Source organism: Methylobacterium brachiatum (assembly GCF_020523825.1).
Classification (GTDB): domain Bacteria; phylum Pseudomonadota; class Alphaproteobacteria; order Rhizobiales; family Beijerinckiaceae; genus Methylobacterium; species Methylobacterium brachiatum.
Window position 1 is genome coordinate 12,467 of record NZ_JAJALK010000031.1, and the last position, 19,818, is coordinate 32,284.

The 19,818-nt window shown below is 64.9% G+C and carries 16 protein-coding genes and 2 pseudogenes; 11 read left to right on the forward strand and 7 right to left on the reverse strand.

All coding sequences use genetic code 11. The features are described from left to right. Positions 1 to 65: 65 nt before the first annotated feature. The 4 genes from LGR69_RS30960 to LGR69_RS30975 all read left to right on the forward strand — a co-directional run bounded on the left by LGR69_RS30960 (position 66) and on the right by LGR69_RS30975 (position 4,931). Positions 66 to 1,028, forward strand: coding sequence for a DUF1259 domain-containing protein (locus LGR69_RS30960; RefSeq protein ID WP_230368508.1), 963 nt, complete (start codon positions 66 to 68; stop codon positions 1,026 to 1,028). A 448-nt stretch (positions 1,029 to 1,476) separates the two neighbouring features. Continuing rightward, positions 1,477 to 1,962 carry a Rap1a/Tai family immunity protein gene (locus LGR69_RS30965; RefSeq protein WP_230368494.1) on the forward strand — a complete coding sequence of 162 codons (486 nt, stop codon included), beginning with the start codon at positions 1,477 to 1,479 and terminating at the stop codon, positions 1,960 to 1,962. 79 nt (positions 1,963 to 2,041) lie between these two features. After that, positions 2,042 to 3,082: a Cj0069 family protein gene (locus LGR69_RS30970; protein ID WP_230368495.1), complete on the forward strand. Its 1,041-nt coding sequence runs from the start codon at positions 2,042 to 2,044 to the stop codon at positions 3,080 to 3,082. Between the two features lie 40 nt (positions 3,083 to 3,122). Continuing rightward, entirely contained in the window at positions 3,123 to 4,931 is a 1,809-nt protein-coding gene (locus LGR69_RS30975; protein ID WP_230368496.1) for a peptidoglycan D,D-transpeptidase FtsI family protein, read from the forward strand. Between the two features lie 76 nt (positions 4,932 to 5,007). Here the strand turns inward: LGR69_RS30975 and LGR69_RS30980 are convergent, their stop codons facing one another. Beyond that, positions 5,008 to 5,190, reverse strand: a complete 183-nt coding sequence (locus LGR69_RS30980) for a DUF1259 domain-containing protein (protein ID WP_230368497.1) — start codon at positions 5,188 to 5,190, stop codon at positions 5,008 to 5,010. 407 nt (positions 5,191 to 5,597) lie between these two features. Between LGR69_RS30980 and LGR69_RS30985 the strand changes: the two genes are divergently transcribed. Continuing rightward, positions 5,598 to 6,158, forward strand: a complete 561-nt coding sequence (locus tag LGR69_RS30985) for a hypothetical protein (protein ID WP_230368498.1) — start codon at positions 5,598 to 5,600, stop codon at positions 6,156 to 6,158. 112 nt (positions 6,159 to 6,270) lie between these two features. Here LGR69_RS30985 and mobF read toward each other — a convergent pair whose 3' ends face one another. Continuing rightward, positions 6,271 to 9,153, reverse strand: a complete 2,883-nt coding sequence (gene mobF / locus LGR69_RS30990) for a MobF family relaxase (RefSeq protein ID WP_230368499.1) — start codon at positions 9,151 to 9,153, stop codon at positions 6,271 to 6,273. Further along, positions 9,150 to 9,434, reverse strand: coding sequence for a hypothetical protein (locus LGR69_RS30995; RefSeq protein ID WP_230368500.1), 285 nt, complete (start codon positions 9,432 to 9,434; stop codon positions 9,150 to 9,152). The genes mobF and LGR69_RS30995 overlap by 4 nt, the downstream gene beginning before the upstream one ends. A gap of 247 nt (positions 9,435 to 9,681) precedes the next feature. On the opposite strand from LGR69_RS30995, the gene LGR69_RS31000 reads away from it, so the two are divergent. From LGR69_RS31000 to LGR69_RS31010, 3 genes are read left to right on the forward strand one after another with little or no spacing between them, the layout of a single operon-like run. After that, complete coding sequence (locus LGR69_RS31000; RefSeq protein WP_230368501.1) at positions 9,682 to 10,152, forward strand: hypothetical protein; 471 nt, start codon at positions 9,682 to 9,684, stop codon at positions 10,150 to 10,152. A gap of 13 nt (positions 10,153 to 10,165) precedes the next feature. Then, positions 10,166 to 10,891, forward strand: coding sequence for a P-loop NTPase family protein (locus tag LGR69_RS31005; RefSeq protein WP_230368502.1), 726 nt, complete (start codon positions 10,166 to 10,168; stop codon positions 10,889 to 10,891). Positions 10,892 to 10,897: 6 nt separating this feature from the next. Continuing rightward, positions 10,898 to 11,479 (forward strand): hypothetical protein, encoded by a 582-nt coding sequence (locus LGR69_RS31010; RefSeq protein WP_230368503.1) that lies wholly within the window; start codon positions 10,898 to 10,900, stop codon positions 11,477 to 11,479. 55 nt (positions 11,480 to 11,534) lie between these two features. Here LGR69_RS31010 and LGR69_RS31015 read toward each other — a convergent pair whose 3' ends face one another. Beyond that, positions 11,535 to 13,238: a type IV secretory system conjugative DNA transfer family protein gene (locus LGR69_RS31015; RefSeq protein ID WP_230368504.1), complete on the reverse strand. Its 1,704-nt coding sequence runs from the start codon at positions 13,236 to 13,238 to the stop codon at positions 11,535 to 11,537. Between the two features lie 343 nt (positions 13,239 to 13,581). On the opposite strand from LGR69_RS31015, the gene LGR69_RS31020 reads away from it, so the two are divergent. Beyond that, entirely contained in the window at positions 13,582 to 16,569 is a 2,988-nt protein-coding gene (locus LGR69_RS31020; RefSeq protein ID WP_268868903.1) for a TrlF family AAA-like ATPase, read from the forward strand. On the opposite strand, the gene LGR69_RS32300 is transcribed toward LGR69_RS31020, so the two are convergent. From LGR69_RS32300 to LGR69_RS31030, 3 genes and pseudogenes are all read right to left on the reverse strand, one after another. Further along, positions 16,570 to 16,632: a DUF4113 domain-containing protein gene (locus LGR69_RS32300; protein WP_370881424.1), complete on the reverse strand. Its 63-nt coding sequence runs from the start codon at positions 16,630 to 16,632 to the stop codon at positions 16,570 to 16,572. A 170-nt stretch (positions 16,633 to 16,802) separates the two neighbouring features. Continuing rightward, positions 16,803 to 16,952: pseudogene (locus LGR69_RS32305) on the reverse strand (hypothetical protein); the annotation flags it as partial. A 10-nt stretch (positions 16,953 to 16,962) separates the two neighbouring features. Continuing rightward, positions 16,963 to 17,298 (reverse strand): annotated as a pseudogene (locus LGR69_RS31030) (DUF2958 domain-containing protein); the annotation flags it as partial. A gap of 434 nt (positions 17,299 to 17,732) precedes the next feature. On the opposite strand from LGR69_RS31030, the gene LGR69_RS31035 reads away from it, so the two are divergent. Both LGR69_RS31035 and LGR69_RS31970 read left to right on the forward strand, forming a co-directional pair. Beyond that, positions 17,733 to 18,281 (forward strand): hypothetical protein, encoded by a 549-nt coding sequence (locus tag LGR69_RS31035; RefSeq protein ID WP_230368506.1) that lies wholly within the window; start codon positions 17,733 to 17,735, stop codon positions 18,279 to 18,281. 296 nt (positions 18,282 to 18,577) lie between these two features. After that, a complete protein-coding gene (locus LGR69_RS31970; protein ID WP_268868904.1) occupies positions 18,578 to 18,703 on the forward strand; it encodes a hypothetical protein in 126 nt (41 codons plus the stop codon). Positions 18,704 to 19,818 lie beyond the last annotated feature (1,115 nt).

Genomic DNA, 19,818 nt, shown 5'->3' on the forward strand with positions numbered 1-19,818 from the left:
GGAGGACATCCCGCGAAAACCTGGGCACCGGCAGTGAGGCCGGGGCGGAAGATGGAGATGAGACCATGCAACGCATTACTGCAACTCTTGCGCTCCTGGGGCTTGTGACCTGCACGAGCGCGGCATCAGCCGCCGAGGAGTGGCAGCAGGCCATCGCGACTGGCCTCGGCAAGCCGGGCACCGTGATGCCGGGCGGGGTCTACCGGGTCGGGCTGCCACGCACTGACCTTGCGGTCACACTCGACGGGGTCCGGATCAAGCCAGCCCTCGCGCTCGGCTCCTGGCTCGCCTTCACGAAGACGGGTGACAACGAGGTCATGGTGATGGGCGACCTCGTCCTGACCGAGGACGAGGTGAACCCGGTGATGAAGCGCCTGGTCGAGGGCGGCGTAGAGATCACTGCCCTGCACAACCACCTGCTGCGCGCTTCACCCAGCACGCTCTACATGCACGTCTCCGGGCATGGTGAGCCGGGCAAGCTGTCCACGACCCTGATGGGCGCCCTGGGCGCCAGCCGGACACCATTCGGAGGTGAGACGGCGGGCGGCAAGCCGCCAGCAACGGCGTCCACGGGACCAGCCTCGGCCGGCGAGGGGCCGGTTCCCGCCAAGCCGACGGCGTCTGATGGCGCGCTCGATCTCGACACGGGGGCTATCGACAGGGCCCTCGGCCACAAAGGTAAGGTCAACGGCGGCGTCTACGCGGTCAGCGTTCCGCGATCCGAGACACCGAAAGACCACGGCATGTTCGTGCCCGAGGCGATGGGCTCGGCGATCGCCATCAACTTCCAACCCACCGGCGGCGGCAAGGCGGCGATTACGGGTGACTTCGTGCTGATCGCCGACGAGGTGAACCCGGTGATCAAGGCGCTCCGCACGAACGGCATCGAGGTCACGGCCCTGCACAACCACATGCTCGACGACGAGCCGCGCCTGTTCTTCATGCACTTCTGGGCCAATGACGACGCGGGCAAGCTGGCCAATGGCCTACGCGAGGCTCTCGACCAAGTGAAGGTCGCCAAAGGCTGATGGGCGCGGATACGGTCGTGCTCGCTGGAAACCGAAACCAACCGTGCATTGCGGAGGCGCATCCGAGCAGTGCTCGTACAGCGACGATTTCAATCCACCGGCGCCCTGACTTCCCCATTTTCGTGGCGACGGTACTCGCAGCGGTCCTCTTCACTGCAGGGGCGAAAGCCTCTGCTGTCGACTGCGCGGTACAACCCTGCCCAAGTGAGACAGAACGGCAAGCGACAGGCGAGCCTGGGACGAACTCGGTCGATCGGCGGGCGATGACGGCCCGGGATCTCTATCGGGCCTGCCTCGCCGAGCAGGGCTGGGCTTCGGGCTGGTGCGCGGCCTACCAGCACATGCTCGACGACGAACCGCGGCTGTTGCTCATGCACTTCCGGGCAAACGACGCGGCAAGGCTCTCCGAAGATCGGTGCGCCTCCCTTGCTCAGATGGAGGTCGCCCGATGCTGACAGGTAGCCTCGCCACATCGACGATGCGCGCGATCTATATGCGTGCCAAACCTCCCCTCGTGATGGCAGCATTTGTTGCTGCCGTCCTGTCGGTGGAGATACCCCAAGCCGACGCTGCCGAGTGCGCAACACAGCCCTGCGTGCCGAACAAGCAGGGACCCACGTCGGCCGACCCTGGAAAGTCGTCGGCGGGTCCAGTCGATATCCGCGAGAGAAGGACCGGAGACCTCTACCGGGCGTGTCTTGCCGCGCAGGGCGAGGCTTCGGGCTGGTGCAGCGCCTACCTCTTGGGCGTCGCCGACACGCTCACGGCCTTCGGCGACGGCGGCAACAGGGGTGGTCTCTGCAACGTCGACTACAGCATCGAGCAGCTGTCGGAGACCTTCCTGACCTGGGCGCGGGCGCATGACGGCATGTTGCAGCTCGACATGCTGGCCGGGGTCACACTCGCCTTCCGGCAGCGCTGGCCTTGCCAGTAGAGCGCGGCGCGCCGGAACCGGAGCTTCCCTTCGGCCCCATCCAACGGGCCCTGATGCAAACCATCCTCTCGGGCGACTCATGTCCAACGCAGATCCGCACCCGTTCAAGGTCGCTATCGTCTGGCGGGGCGACGCTCAGGCTCGCGCCGAGGCACGCCCGGAGACCAGCCGGTTCGCGGCGATCTTCGCCGCCCTGGAGCGGCATGGGGTGGTCGCCGAACCCGCCGTCTGGACCGAGGATCTCGCTGGCGAGGTCCGGGCCCAACTCATGGCGGCGGACGGCGTGCTCGTCTGGGTGAACCCCGTGGCGGAGGACATCGGCGAAGGCCGCAGAGTGCTCGACGCGGTGCTGCGGGAAGTGGCGGGCGCCGGCATCCTCGTCAGCGGTCATCCGGACGTGATCGACCGGATGGGCACCAAGGAGGTGCTGTACCGGACTCGAGAGATGGGCTGGGGATCGGAGACGCACCTCTACGAGAGCCATGCCGCCCTCACGGCGGCATTCCCCGGGCGGCTGACCTTGGGACCGCGGGCGCTGAAGCGGAGCCGCGGCAATGGCGGCATCGGCGTGTGGAAGGTCGAGCGCGCGGCGGGTTCGGACGTCCTGGTGCAGGAGGCATGCGACAGGAGCCAGCGCATCGTGCGGCTCGACGCGTTCATGTCGGAGCGCGCTTTCGACTTCACGGCGGGCGGCACCCTCGTCGACCAACCGTTCCAGGCGCGGCACTTGGAGGGGATGATCCGCTGCTACGTGTCCGGCGACCGAGTCGCCGGGTTCGGTCACCAACTGGTCCGGGCGCTCGCCCCGCCCGAGGCTGGATCGGCCCCACGGCGCCTATATTCTGGACTGAATGACGAGCGCTTCCAGCGTCTGCGGGTCCTGCTGGAGCGAGACTGGATACCGCAGATGACGCAGCGGCTTGACCTCGGGCCGAACGACCTGCCGGTCATCTGGGACGCCGACTTCCTGTTGGGACCGAAGGATGCGGCCGGGCAGGACACGTATGTGCTCTGCGAGATCAATGCGAGTTCGGTGTTTCCGATGCCTGACGAGGCGCCCGACGCCCTGGCGGCAACGACGCTTCGGCGACTGATCGAAGCTCGTGTCTGCCAGGCGTGATGCAGCGCCGGCGATGAGAGACAACTTATGGTCGGAGCCTATGCACAGGGCTACGACTCGGACCGGCGATCCTGACATACGTAACGTGGACCAAGCCAGGGAACGGACCGCGGTGATTAGAGCACGTGACCGGCTCGCCGGTCTCCTACAACCCATATTCCAGCTTCGGAGCGACAAGAGCGCCAGCAGAGTCGCCACACTCAACATCGCGTTTGCATGCCTATTCCTCGTGATTGCCACACGCCTCATTGCGCTCGGCAATGCTCCGCACGGGGCGGCGAACTCACCGCGTGCGGGTCTCCTCCAAAAGACCGTGGCGCGGCCCGACATCATCGACCGGAACGGCGAGATCCTGGCCACCGACATCCGCACCGTCTCGGTCTTCGCCGAGCCCGGAAACATCTACGACAAGGACGAGGCGGTCGAGCTGCTCACCGCCGTGCTGCCGGAGCTCAACGCCTCCGAGCTGCGCGCCAAGCTGTCCTCGCGCAAGGGGCGCAGCGGCGCGGGCTTTGTGTGGGTCAAGCGCGAGCTGACGCCCAAGCAGCAGGCCGAGGTCCACCGACTGGGCATCCCGGGCATCGGCTTCCTGCCCGACCACAAGCGGGTCTACCCGAACGGCGTCGCCGCCGCCCACATCCTGGGCGCGACCAACCTCGACGGCGTCGGCATCGCCGGCATGGAGAAGTACATTGATACGCAGGGTGTCCTGGATCTTAACACCTTCGGGATAGCGCGCGAGCCCGGTGATCTGAAGCCGGTTCAACTGTCCATCGACCTGCGTGTGCAGCACGCGATACGCGACGAACTCGTGCAGGGCATGGCTCACTTCCGCGCCAAGTCGGCCGCCTCTATGCTCATCGACGTGAACACGGGCGAAGTCGTCGGACTCGTGTCGCTGCCGGACTTTGACCCGAACGATCCGGTTGATGCGCTCGAACCAGACCGCATCAACCGCATGGCGGTCGGCGTCTACGAGATGGGCTCGACCTTCAAGGTATTGACCAATGCCATGGCGCTCGACTCGGGCAAGGTGACGATCAACTCGACCTTCGACGCGCGCGAGAACCTGCATTTCGGCCGCTTCACGATCCACGACTTCCACGGCACGCACCGTGTACTCACGTTGCCAGAGGTCTTCATCCATTCCTCCAACATCGGCACCGGGCGTATGGCCCTCGCGGTCGGCGTCGACGCACACAAGGCATTCCTGAAGAAGCTCGGTCAGCTTGATCGCATGCGAACCGAATTGCCCGAGAGCGCGATGCCGATTGTCCCGTCCCACTGGAGCGAACTCAACACAGTCACGATCTCTTACGGCCACGGCATCGCCGTCACTCCATTGCAGGCGGTGGCCGCGGTGGGGGCTCTCATCAACGGGGGAATCCTCTTGCGGCCTACCTTCCTCAAGCGCAGTGCAGATGAGGCACAGAAGGACGGGATGCGCGTCATCAAGCCTGAGACGAGCGAGGCGATCCGCTACATCATGCGCCTGAACGCGGCGGTTGGCTCGGCCAAGAAGGCCGAGATCCCCGGCTACTTCGTCGGCGGCAAGACCGGGACGGCCGAGAAGGTCGTCCACGGTCGCTACGATCACACCCGGCTGTTCACGACCTTTATGGCCGCGCTGCCTATGGACCGTCCGCGCTACCTGTTCGTCACAATCTACGACGAGCCGCAGCCCGCACCGGAGACACACGGGTATGCGACCGCGGCTTATAACGCAGGCGAGACAACCGGGCGGATGGTGGAGCGGATCGCGCCAGTGCTCGGCGTCCCCATGCAGTTCGAGCCACCGCGCACTCCGTTCCCGCTCATGACGCAGTTACATGCTTGGGGCAGCAAGTGATGGTCGTGAGTCCTGCGATCGACAGCTAAAATCATCGCCGTGCTTTCGCAAGTCTTTGGCAGATAGCCTGTTGGGCTCAGGGCTCGACGCTCGTCTCAAGGCGATGCGCGCCAGTCCTATTGAGCAGGAGGGTGGCCGCTATTACAGCGTTGCCTTTGCCGATCTTCACTTGGCCGAGAGCCTCAAAGAGATACCTGGCGAGCTTGCCCGCGTCGTCGTTGGCCCAGAAGTGTATGAAAAACATCCGCAGCTCTGGCATGGTCCGAATCACGTCCACAGGACAGCCGTGTTTTCACGCTCATCCGGAGCTCTTAAATCCAGATTATTCAAGGATAGTAATGTTCCATAGGCTGCCCTTATGCGAATGGCGGCACACCAGCTCGGCAACGGGTTCAGTCGGCGTGCTGTTCTGTTAGTGCCCCACAGACCCTGGAAGTGGCCACTGCCGAGAGCAGCTCGACCGCAGACACAGTGAACCAGTAGTCGGATCATGTAATAGAAACTGTGTACTTAACCTTTTGTTAACCACATCCCGACCATGCCCTTGCCACCTGATCATTCCCATGTCATCCTATCAGAGTTAAATTAACTCTGTCGCAAGCTAGTCTTTGACGTAGCTACGCGAACATGTGCTCCTTGTGTTCCACCAACACGGGGAACACACGCATGCCCAATCTCATCGTCAGCAAGATCCTGGCTGTTCTGGCCACCCTCGGCCTCGCCTTCTTCCTGCTCTTCCAGCTCGTCCCGCCGGTCACCCGCGCCGATCCTATCGGGGTCAAGCTGGTGCCCGCCTCCGAGCTCATCGCCGCTAGTGTCGAGGGCTTCAATCCCGAGGACACCCCTCTGACGCGCCGGCTCGACCTGCTTCGTCAGAACATCACCGCGCTCGGCATCGGCGAGCAGCTCCAGGTGCGCGGCATCATCCTGGCGATCATCACCGCTCTGGCCCTGTATGCCCTGTTGCCGAACCGGTTCCGGTTCCTGCTCCCTCTCTGCGATGCCGCCGACGCGGCCGCCCAGAGCTTCGCGCCCTATCGCGTCTTCACCCGGCTCATCCGCTTCCCGCTGTTCTTCGTCGTGACCATCCTGCTGGTCTGCGGGCTCATGGCGCAGAATGAATTGCTGGACACACCGGGTGCCCTTCCGGCCCTGACCAAGCACCACTGCTCCGTGAGCCAGCCGTGCAATGTCTGGTCGCGGCCGTTCATAACAGACCCGTTCTAATTTGCTGTGGGCTCCGCCAGCGAGGCGGAGCCCGCCATAGTGCGAGAGACAGGACATCGTACAGCGCGCAGAAGGCTCGAAGCCGGCTCCTTGCCGTCCTCAGCACAGACCCTCAACGTCCGTAATCCGGTCCTGAACGGGACCGGCCCGGTCGCTCACGCATGGCGGCGTTCGGCAGAGGCCCTCGGATGTCTTCGACCAGCCGGAGAACACGGGATGCGACCTGCCGCTCCACGTGGCGAACACTCTGCGCCAGATGTCGGAGTGCGTGCCGTGGCGCGGCACCCATCTCCTGCAACACCCGGCGCAGGGCCCGCGCCGCCGCAAAGCCGCTCTGCAGGTCGAGACGCATCTCGGCACGGGGCGGCGGGATCGCACCGCTACGCACGAACGCGGCCCGGTCCTCGACATGGTCGGCTACGTTCACCTTCTCGGTGTAGCGGCGCGCTTCGACGAACAGCCGCTCGTGCAGCTCGGCGGTGCTCGGCGTGAGGCGCGGATCCGTCTGCCGCACCCGCACCGCCGCCTCCAGGCGCTCGCGCTCGACCACCAGGTGCGCCTCCTGCCGGTGGCGCGTCAGCCCCACGTAGAGCTCGCGGGCATCGCTGGCCGTGAACCCGCAGTAGATCGTCGCTTCACAGGTTCGGCCCTGCACCGCGTAGGCGGTCCCAGCATAGCCGAGGCTGATCCGCGGCCACGATTGCGCCTGCGCCGTTCGGCGCGCCCGCACCGGCACGAACGCGGCATAGGCATCCTCGACCTGCCGGCCATCTTCCAGCCGCACCCGCAGGCGCAGCTCCCCGCCCAGGGCCGCCCCGATCGCCTCGACGGTCGCCCGCGTGCCGTTGCGGATGCCGTGCTGACTCAGGCTCTCGCCGAAGCGGACGCTATCTCCGACCGCCAAGTTCAGCGTCCGAGGTCGGTTCTCGCGGTCACGCGCCATGACCTCAACGTCCGGTCCCCTCAGCGCGCCCTCGGCCCGCAGCAAGGCACGGGCGCCGCGGTTCAGCTCGGCCGCGTCGCGGTTGCGCCGCGTCACCATCAGCACTGCGTCCGCGCCGTGCCGCGCCCGCGCCTCGGACCAGAGGGCCAGCGCCCGCGTCTGCACGGCCGCGGCACCGGCGACGAGCTCGATGCAGCCGTGCCGGGCATAGGCACGCAACCCCGCCTCGACCTCTCCGCGCGCCATCAGCACCGAGGCCGCCCGCTGCCAGGGCACAGCCTGGCGCCGTACCTCGGACAAGGTGGCGTGGCGGCCGAGCACGTCATTTACCGCGCGCAGCGCGCTCGCCCCCGCCACCGAGGCGAGCTGGCGCCGGTCGCCCATCAAGACCACGCGGGCCCCGCCCGCCTCCGCCGCCGACAGGATTGCGGCGAGATCCTTGGTGCCGACCATCCCGGCCTCGTCGACGAGTACCAGGGTGTCGGGGCCGAGGCTTGCCCCTGCCTCGCGCGCCTGGTCGTGGCGCCACTTGGCGATCGCCTGCGCCGGGATGCCGGTCGAGGCGCCGAGCTCGTCGGCGGCGACCCAGCTCGGCGCCAGGCCGATCACCCGAAGCCCGGAGCGCCGCGCGATCTCGACCAGCACTTTGGCCGTCGTGGTCTTGCCCGTGCCGGCTCCCGCCTCCAGCACGCTGACGGCGGCCGCACCGCTCACATGCCGCAGGGCCGCCTTCTGCTCCTCGGCGAGCTGGATGGCGGTGGACAGAACCGCGTCCACGACCGGTACCGGGATGACGCGCTCGGCCGCGGACCGGTCGGCGGCGCGCAGCAGCGCGGCCTCGGCGGTGGCGATCCCCGGTGTCGTCCAGCAGGCCTCCCGCGCAGCCTGCACCAGTCGCACGAGCCGACCGGACTGCTCCAGCTCCGCCAACTCGGCCCGCACTGCCGCGAGCCCGAGTCCCTGCAGCGCCGCCTCGTCGAGCGCCCGCTCGATCAGGCTCCGGCGCGTGAGCACATTCTCGTGCTGGAACAGGGCGGAGGCTGCGCGCGCCACCGGCGGCGCGCCGGCGATCTCGGGCGGATCGAAGGCGGGCTCCGGCGCACGCTCAATTCCATGATCCCGGGCCGGCTCCCGCGCCACCGCGTGCACCGCGGCCCACGGATCGTGCGCGAGCGCGGTGAACTCGGCGCGCCAGCGCGCCTCCAGGGCCGGCCCGGTCGGTAGATCGGCCTTGGCGCCGCGGGTGGCGAGCGCCGCCACCTCCTTCTGCGCTCCAGAGGCGGCAGCCCGATCGCCACCGACCCGCGCCTCGATCGCGGTCGAGCGTTTGGAGAAGGCCTCGATCACCGCATCCGGAATGCCGGCGATCTCGAACTGCCCCTGGCCCGCTGGACGCAAGGACAGGCCGAGCTCGCCCACCAGGCGCTCGGCCAGCGCGGCCCGGTAGGCGCTGCCGACCACGAGCTGCCACTGGTAGAGCCGCTCCGGTTCCAGGGTTCTAGGCTTTTTATCCTTAGATACGGCGGCGTTGATCACCACGCAGTGCGTGTGGCAGTTCGGGTCACCGGCCCGCGAGGTGTAGTGATCGAAGCGCCCGACCATCAGGCCGGCCGGCGCCTCGCGCCGGTGGCCCCCGGCCCCGAGCCGGACCTCGACCAGCTCCTCCGCGCACAGGAAGCCGAGCGCCTCCTCGACGGCCGCGGCGTGGATGGCCTCCAGTTGCGCCCGTGCCTCGGCATCCCCCGCGGCCCAGAGCAGCGAGACGGTCTTGGGTGCGGTCAGGGTCAGGTCCCAGCCCGCCCGGTGCCCCGCCCCGGACCCGCGCACCAGCGGCTGGCCGGTCGCCGGGTTCGCACCGGCACAGAGGTCGCGAAAACTCTCCAGCACGATCGGGGCGCCGTGACGCACGACCGCTGCGCCTTGCGTCCACCAGCGGCCGCCGCCGTCCTGAGCGTAGTACTCGTCCCGGTTGTGCGTCTCGCGGTAGGGATCGTTGGTGTAGTACGCACCCGCCGACGCTCCACAGCCGAGCGCGTGCAGCGTGGCGGTCACGGGGAGGAGGCCTTTGCCCGGTAGCGGCAGATCTCACCCATCGCCGCCGGTGTCGGCTCGGCCAGCGCGTCGCCGACGATCCCGGCGAGCTCGGCCAGCCGATCCTTGATGAAGGCCATCTCCGCGCCGAGCCGGCCGTAGGCGGTGATGTCGTCGAGATGGTCGGCGAGCGCCCGCAGCGCGAGGTCCTCCGCCGGCAGGCCGGTGCGCTCGGTGGCGGCGGCAAGGCGCGCGGCGAGTTCGGGTGTGAGAGGTAGCGTCAGGCTCTGAGCGGCAGACATAGGGGCCGGAGGTCGTGGCGACGGGAGCGGGACCGTGGCAGCCGAGCACGCGGCGCCACAAGGGCCAAGCCGGGCTGTTTCCGCCCTCCACGCTGCCTATGGTTAGCGATCGGCAGCTTCAGTGCGTGTGGTGTGACCCTACCCCAGCTATGGTTCCTTAACGGCAAAGCTAACGGCATAGCCTAGCACCCCTGGCAATGCCTGGCAGCCAAGGCGCCGTTAACCCGCCCGCCCATAGCGCAAGGGCATGCCCCTCGATCCCAAGCGCCTCGCCCGCGATGCGAAGCGCGCCCAGGCCCAGCGGCCTGATAGCACCATCGGCCGGGAGACCACCGGCGTCACCCGCGCCGTGCGCGCCGGCCTGCCCGTCATCCGGCAGCTGCGCGCGGCCGGGGTGACCTGGGCTGCCATCGCCGAAGCCCTGAGCGCTCAGGGCGTGACCCAGGGCGAGGGCCAGCCCCTGACCGCGAGCCGCTTGACCGCCATCGTCACTCAGGTCGAGGCTCAAGAGCGCCGCAAGGCCGATCGCGAAGCCCGGCGCCGAACCCGGCCCGATCTAACCGCCTCCTCCGAAGCTGTCCGATCGCCCGAACCACCGCTCCCCGCCACGGCCGCACCTGCTCTTCCCTCCCCAGTCGGGTCGAACCCGCGCGCTACGGAGGAGGAGATCCGGCGCGCCGGCCTGCACGATCTGCATCAGCTCCTGAAGAAGTCCTGAAGAAGGTTCTCCCATGCCCCGCATCCTCCTCGTCGCCCAGGACAAGGGCGGCTCCGGCAAGACTGTGCTGGTGCGCGCGCTCGCCGAGTGCCTGCCGTCCGCCCACCTCATCGAGATCGAGGCCAACCGCCGCCTAGTCGAACTAGAGGACCGGGTCAGCTTCTTCCCCGTCCGGGCCGAGCGTGGCGAGATCAACCGCACCGGTGGTGCCGCCGCGCGCGCCGAGTTCGACGGGCCGCTCAACGCCATCGCGGCCGCGCAAGGGCCCGTCATCGTCGATGTCGGCGCCAACACGGCCGGCTCGCTCCTGCCGCTGATCGGCGAGGCGCAGGCGCGCTACGCCCGTCGCGCCGTGGAATTCGGCCTGCTCGTCGTGCTCACCAGCGAGCCCGGCGCGCTCGCCAACGCCCCCGTCCTGCTCGACCTCGCCAAGCCGTTCACAACGGCGCGCTTTGCCGTCGAGAACCAGATCGAGGGGCCGGTCGACCCGAAGGTGCTCAAGGCCTTCAAGGACGTCAGCCTGAGCTGGCTGGAGAAGCTCAGCCTCGATGAGCGCGCCAACGACCTCCTGCAGAAGGGGGGCCTGCGCTTCATCGGCGAGGACCTCACCGCCGCCGAGGACAGCCTCACCGATCGGTTCGGCTTCGCCGAGGCCGGCCGCATCGTCGAGGATCTCACCCGCTTCCGGGCCAAGGCCATGCAGGCGGCAGGTCCGGCCGCACGCTGGCTGGAGGGCTGAAGGCTCATGGCACGGCCTCCCGCCCGCACCCCACCCTCCACGGTCGAGGCGCGCCTGCGCGCGGCGCAGGAGGCCGAGCGGGCGGCCACAGAGCGGGTGCAGCAGGCCAGCCGCGCCCGGTTGGCCGAGCTCCTGCGGCTGCCGCCGCGCGAGCGCCTGGCCCACCTCGACGATCCGGCGCTGGTCGGCCCGGACCGGGTCAGCCTACGCCGCTCGCTACAAGCTGATCTCACGCGGCCGCGCCGCCGCTGGCGACCGGGAGGCCGAGTGCAGGCGCTGGTTCGCCGCCTCGGGGCGGCCGCGCTGCGTCAGTTCCTGCACCCGGCCGTGCTCGGCTTAGCCGGGATCACGGGCGTGTGGCTGTACACAGCGTGGTCCGCCACCCCTCATCTGGCGATCTCGACGCAGGCGCTGGCCAGCAACCTGGTCGGACCGGACGGCCGCATCCAGAGCTACACGTTTCCAGCCCGGACCTGGGTCCCGGTCGAGCGGCTGGACGCGCAGGTGGCCCAGACCCGGGTCTGGTACTCGGGCCAGGGCTACGGCCACGGCACGGTCTGGCGCAGCGGGCTCGATCTCTCCCGATAAGGGGGCAGCGCCCCAGGCCGGTGTTGACGCGGCCCGATGAGCGCGGGTGCGGCCCTCAGGCGGTGGCTCGCACCGGCGCGACCGGGTTGAGCAGGCCGGCAAAGCGTGCGTCGCGGTGGGCGAGCGTCTTGCGCAGCTTGAGCGGGTCGGTGGTGTAGGCGGCGCTGTTGAGGAACACCAGGGTGTGGCGCTGGGTCAGGCGGGCGAGCTCCGAGGCCGGCACCAGGGCCTCGGGTCCGGGCGCCACGCTCTTCGTTTCCCGACCGGTGGTGGGATCGCGCGAGACCGTCTCCTGCACGCCCGTGAAAGTCCCGAGCGCACTGGACCAGCGCTCACGTTCCGCGCCCTGCGCCCCCGAGAGGTTGAACAGCATCAGGGCTTCGGCCGTGTCGCGCAGGATGGCAGCGCCCGCCTCGCCGTAGGTGTCGGTGATCTGCGCCTCCGATTGCCAGAAGGTCCACAACGACACGCCGTAGCCCGGCAGCTCGCCAGCTCCGCGCAGGATCGCATCGAAGCGCCCGAGCACGTAGGCCTCGTCGATGATGACGAGCAGGCGCTCCGCCACGGGCGTGCGCCGCACGGTGCTGAACAGGGCGGCGAGTAGCCAGCGCACGTAGGCGCTGAGCTCCTTGCGACGGTCGTCGGCCGGCAGCACGATGTACAGGTCGGTGTCGCCCGTGCAGAGCGCGTCGAGGCTGAAGCTGTGGCCGGTCACCACCTGCTGCATGCGCGTGTCCAGCATCCAGCTGAAGCCCTGTGCGGCGGTCGTGAGGATGCTGGCGCGGCTCTTCTCGTCGTCGGAGTCGAGGATGCCGCGCGCGTCCTGGGCGACGGCGTCGTCGTAGCCCTCCAGCGCGGCGCGCAGCGCTGTGGGATCGCGCACCAGGGCGGCGGCCTCGGGCGCGCCCTGGCCGGCTCGGATCACACATTGCAGGGCCGCCACGATGAGGACACCGGCGCGGTCGCGGAAGAAGGCCCCGGCCTCGCTGGTCTGGCCGGCCTCGGGTAGGAGGGCGCGAGCCATGCTCTGCAGCTCAAGCACATCCTCAGGGTCGAGGCCCAGCAGCGGATCCCAGCGGTCCGTGCCGCCGGCGAGGTTGAGCGGATCGAGCACGCACACCCTCTGGCCCATGCTCTCGCGTCGCCGCCGCACGGCGCGCACGACATCACCTTTGGGGTCGATCACCACGGCAGGACCGGCCCAGGCGCCGGGTTCCGGGAAGGCGAGGTTGGGCAGGATCAAACCGCTGGTCTTGCCGGAACGCGGCGGCGCGATGGTGAGCAGGTTGCCTTCGACCTGGACGCGTACAGCCCGGTTTGTCTTAGGGTCGAGGCCGAGCTCGATCCCCTTGCGCATGCGGGCGAGCGCGCGTGGTGAGGCGAAGTCGGCATCGCCGAAGCGGCGCAAGCGATGCCGCAGCGGCACGAGGCGGCCGCCCATCAGGATCAGCATGCCGAGTGCGATGGCTGTTCCCCAGACGATGCCGAAGGCCTCACGCCCGCCACCGGGAAGCGTCTCTGAGCGACCTAGCACCATCTTGAGGTAGGTCTGGCCCATCCGGACGACGAGAGCGAGCCACGCGCCCGCTCCGCTACCCTCCGGTGTGAACCAGGCAAACGGAGTGCCGAGCGAGGCGGGCCAGGCGCGCGTGTCGAGGCCGTGACTGGCCAAGAAAGCGGCCGGGTAGCCGAGCAGGAAGGTGGCGAGCCCCATGACGAGGATGAGGCCGGCGCGGAAAGGGAGGTCGGGGCGATGCATCGCCCTGCCATAGAGCGGAACGCTTGAGCAATCCGGACATGAGGCAGCCCGGATTTGAATGTGCTGATGAAGCGTCTGTTGACGACGTTGAGCCCGATCGGAACTCACCCTCTGCTTCCGGAGACGATACGGTACCCTTACGCCTCCCGATATCCTCCCACGAACCCAACTTGGCCGTGCGGGATGGCCAAGGCGCAATGCAAACCCACAATCCTCGGTGGTGTCCCCTAAAAGCGATAGCGCCGTCCGTCCCAGCGCATATGCTCGCTGCCGAAGCATGACGTACGCTGCTGCCGCAACAGCAGCATAGACACCAAATACTAAATCAAGTATTCAATGAAAAATGTCTACATTACGATCCGTTAGAGGCTCACTATGGCACCGCTGGGACCCCCACATACATTGTCCTGGCACGGTCTTATCTGATCAGTACAAGGCGGCGACCGGATGGGAGGATTTTCTACAACTCGTCGAGAATTCTGAACCGCGTATCCGTGTGTTAGGCGTAACTGATTATCTAAGTCTCCGCTCGTATGAACGTGTCGTTGCGTACAAAGCAGAGGGCCGGCTTCCTGACGTTGATCTAATTTTTCCAAACGTGGAAATGCGCTTTGGCTTGCAAACAGCCAAGAGCTCACACGTCAACGTTCACCTTCTGATATCACCAGAGCAACCGGATCATCTTGACGAGGCACGTCGCTTTCTCTCAAGACTAAGCTTTCAAGCCTTCGACGATGTTTTTCGCTGTGAAGAAGATGATCTAATTCGCTTGGGCAAACGTCACGACCCTTCGCTCAGAGAGGACGAAGCTGCGCTGCGAGCCGGCACAAACCAGTTCAAGGTCGGTTTTGAACAACTCAAGAAAGAGTTCAGGCAGAGCGATTGGGCGCAGAACAACGCCCTCGTTGCCGTCGCTGGCGGATCACAGGATGGCACTTCTGGGCTGGCGAAAGACGCCTCCTATGCCACCCAACGCCGTGAGTACGAACGTTTTGCGCGAGTAATTTTTGCATCGAGCCCAGCACAAATAGCGTTCTGGACTGGACAGGGCAAACTCACCTCGGAAGAATTAAATGACGGCTATGGAGGATGCAAGTTATGCCTCCATGGCTCAGATGCACATCGTGAAGATAAAGTCGGAAAGCCTGATCTTGATCGTCTCTGCTGGATCAAAGGCGACCTGACATTCGAAGCTTTGCGACAAGCCTACATTGAACCAAGCACAAGAGCCTTCATCGGCCCTACTCCGCCGACCGGTGCGCTTCCCTCCCAAGCAATTTCAGAAATCGAGATCCGTAACGCATCGTGGCTGCCGGTGAGCAAGATACCGCTCAACACCGGACTCGTTGCTGTGATTGGTGCGCGTGGCTCAGGGAAAACTGCTCTGGCTGACTTCATTGCAGCTGGCGCAAACAGCCTATCGGCACACCTTAACGAAAAATCGTTTATACGGCGCGCCGCCGCTCACCTAGGAGATGCTGAGGTGCAGCTGAGTTGGCAATCGGGAGAGACCACATCAGCGGCGCTTTCTGACACAGGGCTGGACGATCCAGATTTAGATCCCCGTGTACAATACCTTTCTCAGCAGTTCGTCGATCAATTATGCTCGGCGGAAGGTATAACCGACGCACTTCTTGCGGAAATCGAGCGAGTAGTTTTTCAAGCGCACGTTCCCGAGGATCGTATGGAAGCAACTGACTTCCAAGATTTACTGGAACAGAAGGCGGCCTCTCCGCGCACAGCTAGGGCTCGGCATGAGCGGGCGCTAGCTGAGGCAGGTGAAACTCTCAATGTCCTCCGACACAAGAAACATAATTACCCGACATTGAAAAAGCAGTTGGAGCAGAAGGCCGCGTCCATTGCCAAGGACAAGAAGGATCGCCTGTCACTTCTTGGAAAAGGTGGCGAAGATCGAGCTAAAAGGCTGGAGGAGGTCTCGACGGCTGTTGACTCAGCATTTCGGAACATTGAGCGGCAAAAGCGTGCCCTTCGTCAGGTTGAGACGCTCCGAGATTATGTCAGGGATTTCAGGACGACCGAGGCCGAAAGCCAGTTGGCGGGGTTGAAGGAAACCTCACCTGCTGTTGGTTTCAGCGCACCTCAGTGGGAGCAATTTCGCTTGGATTTCAAAGGTGATGTTGATCAGCTGATTGTGGAGCGGGCCGACGCCCTTAAAGCGCTTATTCTCAGCCTAAATGGTCCGGCTCAGGGTGAGCCAGAGTTTGATGCCAGCGCCCCAGCCAGTAGTGCTCCTTTGGTTGCCGACGGAGCCAATCTCAACGACCAAACACATTCGCTGCTCAAGAAAGAGCTCGCGCGGCTGCAGAAACTTGTTGGGATAGATCTTGATAATACACGGCGCTTCAGGATCATTTCCGAGAAAATCTCAAAAGACGAAGCTGCTATAGTAAAACTTAGTGAGCAGGTGGACGAAGCAGGAGAAGCGGACGAACTGATCCGCAACCTAAATGCAGAACGCAAGCTTCGTTATCAGCTTATTTTGGATGCCATCATTGCTGAGGAGACCGAGCTTGGGGCGCTCTACGCCCCTCTGGCGGCAAAGTTAGGTACTTCCACAGGAACGCTCGGCAAGCTTTCATTCCGTGTCAAACGACTCGTTGATGCGGCAGGTTGGGCAGCGCGTGGAGAGGAACTTCTTGATCTTAGAAAGGCCGGTGATCTCAAGGGCAAAGGCACACTTTTACGGCTTGCCCAGGAACAGTTAGTGCCTGCTTGGACGAATGGATCCGCAACCGAGGTCGCTGACGCCCTCACGCATTTTAGAGAGGCTCACGAAACTGCGATCTTGTCTCATGCAATTCCGGATAGGTCGGATCGCGAAGAGTTCATGCGGTGGGCCAGTCGAGTGGGAGCATGGCTTTATGACACAAGCCATATCCGCATCTCTTATAGCATTGAATATGATGGTGTAGCTATTGAACAGCTTTCACCGGGAACGCGTGGCATCGTCTTACTACTCCTCTACCTTGCCATTGATGCGGAGGATGACAGGCCGTTGATTGTTGATCAACCCGAAGAAAATCTTGATCCAAAATCGGTTTTTGACGACCTAGTTCATCTATTTAAGATAGCCAGTCGGCGCCGTCAGATCATAATCGTGACGCACAATGCTAACCTGGTTGTAAATACCGATGTTGACCAGGTCATTGTTGCGCAATGCGGGCCGCATCGCCCGGGTATGTTACCAATAATTAGCTATCAAGGCGGCGGTCTTGAGGATCCTGCAATTCGTCAGAGTGTCTGCGACATCTTAGAGGGTGGGCAAGCCGCTTTCCGCGAGAGGGCTAAGCGCTTGCGGGTAAGCTTGTAATTAGACCGCTACGAGCTCGCCCCATCGTGTGGTGTAACGCTGCGAGAGGTGCTCCGCCCGCAGCTTCCACGGGCGATCCTGCCCGCTGCAGGCAAACCGCGCCCGTAGCGCGCGTTAAGCTGATCAATGCAGTCCATCAGGCGCACGCGCTCCGGGCGATCCGGCCGCAGGAACAACGAGCCCTGCACGCCGTCGGCCGGATGCAGATCGAGGAACAGCACCCCGCACTTCTTGTAGCGGAACTCGGGCCGGTAGATGCCTTTCAGGCCCCACAGGGCCGCCCGGATCAGCCGGCCAGTGTCGCTGGTGCCGATCGTCAGCCGTACAGGGCGGGTGGCGTAGTACTGGGCGTCCTCGGACTTGTGCCGGTTGGTCGTGACCATCACGACCACAGACGATGTGCTCGGCCCGGTGGGCGGCCGCCACGTAGGCCGACAGCGGTCCCTTGGCCTCGAACCACAGATCCCGCTCCACGGGCAGACCCAGCTTGCCGCGCACGGTCTGTAGCTCGGACAGGCGCACATAGCCGAGCTCCGGACAGCCAACGCCGAGATCACACAGCCCAAAGGCGATGTCCGGTTCGGTCGGATCCAGCTCGGTCAGCAGCCACGTGGCGCCCGCATCAGGGGTGAACAGCTTGACCACCGGATGGGGGTCGATGTCCCGCTTGGTGCTCGCGGCGCCATCGGCGAGCAACGCGGCGCGCTGCTCTGCGGTGATGAGTTGCATGGGATTGGCTTTCGTTGGTTCAGAACGAAGCCGCAGAACCCTTCCCCGTGAAGCGTCAGGCCCCGTCTTGACCTTCTGCCCGTCGGCGAGACCGGGGGTGGCGCAGGTCACAGGGGAAGGGGATCACCCGCCCGGCAGGCATGCCTTCACGCCGAAGGATGGGGACACACCTTGACCGCAGCCGCGGGCAGCGCATTTATTTTCACAAATCGGTGATAGACTGAGGGAACTGGGATCTAGTGCACAGACGCCGACGAACGCACCACGTGCTTGTCTGCTAATTTACTGCAACCGCTTCGAAATCGACGCTGGCTTGTGTATGCTTTGTCGGCGTCAGAGCACTAGTCAGCATCCGTTCAGGTAAAAACAGTTCTGTACGCAGCGCCAGATCAGGCGTGGCGCCTTTGTCCGCCTTGGCGCCTGGAGTTGCTGCCATGAGCGCAGCTAGTCGCTTTACCAGTTTAAGCGTTATCGTTGTTGGTGTCGCAGGATGGGCAGCTCCTGCCGCCGCTCGTCCCTTCCTGAAATTCAAGATCAAGCACTTCATCCCGACCATGTCGGTTGACCTGGGCAAGGGCCGGGCGTTGGACGTATCGGCTTTGGGGCCCGTTCATGTTTCGGGAGACCGGGGCTTCGTGGGCGGCGTGGTAAACACCACCAGCGACCTCACGCAACCCGCTGCCACACTCCTGCAAAAGACCGCTGCAGGAATTGATAATTTCCTGCAGGGTCCCGACAAGATCAACGAAACGATCCGTCACGGCTTTGAGGGCGGTCAAAACTCCCTCGATGCGTTGATTTCTTGGCTGAAGACATTCGTCGCCACAGCCTCAGTGTACGGAATAGTGGCATTTGGTGTTGCGATCGTGGTTTCAGTAATCCTTAGTGCCCTGATCACGACGCTTACGCTGCGCCGCAGGTTGGCTGTTGTGCAAGCAACCCCTGGTCTGTCCACGACGACTGCAGCCGGCCCTGCCGTCTAGCCTGTTTTGTGGATCGATAGAGGCGGCTTCGACGCCCTCTGGGGCGTTGAAGCCGACGGCAGCCCACCGCCGGGCGTTCGGGACGGGGTCAAGGCCGGAGAGCGCAGTGTGCTTTGAGGCCGGCCCGGGCGGCTGGCCCCTCGCCAGACACGGAACCAGGACGGCATACCGTTTACGGTTTACCGCATGCGGTTAAATGGGAAAGCGCCTGTCGGCTGGCGTCGCCGGCGCAGCCCAGAAGCCAGGGCATCAAGGACCCGCACCTGCGGGCCGTGCAGACGCACGTGGATAGCCCCATGACCCGTTTCACCCGTATTCTGACGGCCCTCCTTCTGGCGGCCGCCTGCACCCCGGTGCAGGCCCGCGATTGGGAGCGGCAGGTTGTGCCGGAGATCCGTGGCGCGGACCTGCCGAGGTGCTGACCCTGCCCCCTCCCCCACCGCACAGCCCATGGGATCTATGGGGCCGCGCAAGATCCACGCACCCTCGCCCTGCTTGCGCTCGCCTAACCTCACGCCGCATACCGTTTACCGTAAACGGCATGCGGCCAACTGGGGTCGGTTGAACGGGAAAGCCGGCCCCAAATTGGCTGCCAGTCAGGGATTTCGCGGGAACACCGGCCCCAGATTTCTCGGTTTTTCGATCCGAACCGCTGCAGAAAGCGCGATTTCGCGTCGGGCGCGAGCCGATCGACAGCCTGGCTGCGGGTACGCACAGGTACGAGAAAGCCTGCCCCAGATTGCAGTTGGCGACGGCGGGGGCCGAGTTCATCCGATGGACCGGCACCCCTCCTCCGGAAGGTTCGCAGTCGCGAAGCGACTGCCTCATCACACCATCGTGCTCAGCGCGGTGACAAAGCCTCTCAGGAGGGCTGTGAGCGGTTTTTCGAGTCTCTGCCGTCCGCTGTCGGTTCTGCCGCCCCGAACCCGTCCTGAGGCCGCGCAGGTGGATTTTGCCACCCGCATACTCGGAGAGCCCGTCTTTGGTCGCTATCAAGCGACCACCATCTGGAATCGAGCCGCCGGAGGCGGCTTCCTTATTGGGTGGGGGAGCGGGTTTTCGCGGAGCGAAAAGGGGCGGGGTTTGTGCCTGCATGAACAGATCCGGAGATGCACAGGCTGTCCACGGGCTTTTTCAGGCTCTGGATTCTGCGCTGCTTTTCCCCAGGTCTGTGTCTCTTTAGGTCTCTTTAAGATGTCTATATAAAAAGTCTTTATGAAAATTCCTGTTATGTTGTAGGGGTTTACAACCTAAATTTGGGGCCGGCATTCCGGTAAATTGGGGCCGCACTTCCAGAATTTGGGGCCGCGCTTCCGGAAATTTGGGGCTGCACTTCCGGTGATGCCTCGTGTTATCCACAGCACTAAGGCTCCGCTTGAGAGCCTCTGCTAACGGCGGATTTCTGCGGAAATTTGGGGCCGCTGTTCCCGCATGCCGTATTGCCGCTTTGCCCCCCTAAAAGGGGCCCGGTGAGAGGATGGTCGAAAACGTACGCTAAGCGTCGCGGCCTTGCTGGTGGAGGCGCAGCGGCCTGAAC